Here is a 2,322-nt window from a genome sequence, read left to right as displayed (position 1 = left end):
GAAAATTGGCGCACAAACTCAATGCCATATCGATTTTCGATGTTCGAGGGCTGGTGGGTTTGGAGACACAACTCACAAGTGGTTTAAGCCTGAAAACCCGGGTTATTTCTGCACTTGAATTGCAGCAAGCTCGACGAGCTGATCGGCTCAGCACGGTATCAAAAAGTCTAAAAAAATATTTGGAGGAAAAGATCGGTCGTCAGGATATGACGGTGATTCCGTCATGCTTTAATGAAAACCAATTTTTCTTTGACCCGGGCGCACGGAGGGAAATCCGCCAATCGCTTGATCTGAATGAGAATAATATTCTGTTGTGTTACTCAGGTGGAATGAGTGCCTGGCAGAGGGTCGCTGACATTATCTCTCTGTTTAAGAGGGTCTGCATAGCTGATGCGAGGTGTAAGGCCCTATTCCTGACGAACAGCCAAGAGGAAGTGACTCGCAGACTTCAGCAGGCGGAGTTTCCATCCGGGCAGGCGTTTGTTCGGGGATGCGTTCATCAGGAAGTCCACCGGTATCTGTCGGCAGCCGATATTGGTTTCATCATGCGCCATAATACCACTATCAATAATGTGGCAAGTCCGGTGAAAGTTGGGGAGTATCTGGCTTGTGGGCTTCCGGTAATTCTCACGCCCGGCATCGGTGATTACAGTGATATGTTGCCGGCGGCGGGTGTTTCATTGCTTCTCGACGAAACCACGGATATAGCTGATCAGGTCCTCGAATTCATCCATCGAAACGATTTTGTGGGTCTGAGAGATAAAGCCATTCGTTTCGCTAAAGACAGGCTTACCATGTCTGCGAATCTTAATCAGTACCGTCTGCTTTATGGTGGAAGTCCAGCGAACAAGGTCCAAATATGTTGAATCCGGTTTGGCTCCACCGCACAGCTCATTTTCTGCATTGCAAGCATGTGCCTCTTTTCCCACGCCTCATAGATTATCTTATCCGAATTCTGTTCGCGTGCTGGTTGCCGCATACTGCAAACATTGGTCGTCGTGTGATCCTCGGATATGGTGGCCTCGGCATTGTTATCCATGGAGAAGCACATGTGGGCGACGATGTCCACATTGACCAATGTGTCACAATAGGCGGAAATGGCACCAAGTTTGGCGTACCGACAATTGGCAAGGGGGTCTATATCGGCGCAGGAGCCAAGATCCTTGGGCCAGTTGTTATTGGTAATAATGCGGTTATCGGAGCGAATGCTGTTGTAGTGACTGATATTCCCTCGAACAGTCTCGCAGTGGCAGTCCCTGCGCGAGTGATTCGTGAGAACCTTGACCCGGTATCATATCTCTATCATCTATCGCCGGCCGGCAAACCCGCAACATGACTATTCTTCTTATTGGCCCCCTGCCGCCACCGCTGGGAGGTGCGACCGTTTTGTTCAATCAACTCGTTGGTGACTTGACGGAACGCAATGACCTATCGGTCGAAGTTATCAACACGACGCGAACTGACCGCACCCCAGCAAAAAACCTTATGCAGGGGTTGCGAAGCCTGGTATCCCTGATGCGGCGTATCCGTCATGTCGATGTTGTGGGATTCCACGCCTCGATCCGTGGTGCCGTTCTTTTCGGGCCGGTCTTTGCCTTCGTCTGTTATGTGTTTGGGCGGCCATGGATTTTTAGAGGTTTCGGTGGATTCTATCCTGATTGGTACGGGACAGCTCCGGCCCCGATTCGTTGGATCTTTCGGAATACGGTGTTGGCGGCGGACATTGTCTTATTTGAAACCCGCCGTTCCGTTGACTTCTTCTGTGCTCTCTCTCGTCAACCCGTGTATTGGTATTCCAATAGTCGGACTTTGCCATCGGTGTTGCCGGTCAACAAAGAATCTCAACAACGAGGAGCGCGGCGGTTTCTGTATCTGGGGCACGTGACTGAGATGAAGGGCGTGGATGATTTAATCCAGGTCTCGCGCGAAATCGAAAATGCGATGGTCGACGTGTACGGCCCCCTGACCGGCACTGTCACGGAAGAAGACTTTGTCGGTAGCGGTGCGAACTATCTGGGAGAGGTTTCACCCGAAGCCGTGCCAAGATTACTGCAAGGCTATGACGTTCTGGTGCTGCCAAGCCGATGTCCCACTGAGGGATATCCATGTGTCGTTCTTGAGGCATTTATGCTTGGAATGCCGTGATTGCGTCGCACATCGGTGCGATAACGGAAATTGTGGACGAACGGAACGGGATTCTCATTGAACCGGGTTCGGCTACTCAGCTTGTGGCTGCGATGGAAAGGCTCCGGGACAATCCTAACCAGTTAACGTCCCTGCGACTCGGAGCCAGGGAAGCCGCAGAGGCCTTCTCGTCTGCAA

4 protein-coding genes are annotated in these 2,322 nt (G+C 51.4%); all 4 read left to right on the top strand.

Annotation, left to right across the window (positions count from 1 at the left end; translation table 11 throughout):
• Positions 1-866, top strand: an 866-nt coding sequence (locus AAH187_RS18670) for a glycosyltransferase (protein WP_342349999.1), incomplete at its 5' end; no start/stop codon positions are given.
• Positions 867-1,051: 185 nt separating this feature from the next.
• Complete coding sequence (locus tag AAH187_RS18665; protein WP_342349998.1) at positions 1,052-1,336, top strand: hypothetical protein; 285 nt, start codon at positions 1,052-1,054, stop codon at positions 1,334-1,336.
• Entirely contained in the window at positions 1,333-2,145 is an 813-nt protein-coding gene (locus AAH187_RS18660; protein WP_342349997.1) for a glycosyltransferase, read from the top strand. The genes AAH187_RS18665 and AAH187_RS18660 overlap by 4 nt, the downstream gene beginning before the upstream one ends.
• Positions 2,142-2,322 (top strand): hypothetical protein (locus AAH187_RS18655; protein WP_342349996.1); only part of this gene is annotated, 181 nt, incomplete at its 3' end. The genes AAH187_RS18660 and AAH187_RS18655, both read left to right, overlap by 4 nt.

The organism is uncultured Nitrospira sp. (assembly GCA_902500695.1).
GTDB lineage: Bacteria > Nitrospirota > Nitrospiria > Nitrospirales > UBA8639 > Nitrospira_E.
Note: the sequence above shows the minus strand (reverse complement) of the source record. Positions and strands in the feature narration are given on the sequence as shown.

Excerpts from the sequence above, each read along its gene's own strand:
- AAH187_RS18660 (WP_342349997.1), top strand. The coding sequence starts at position 1,333 with ATGACTATTCTTCTTATTGGCCCCCTGCCGCCACCGCTGGGAGGTGCG.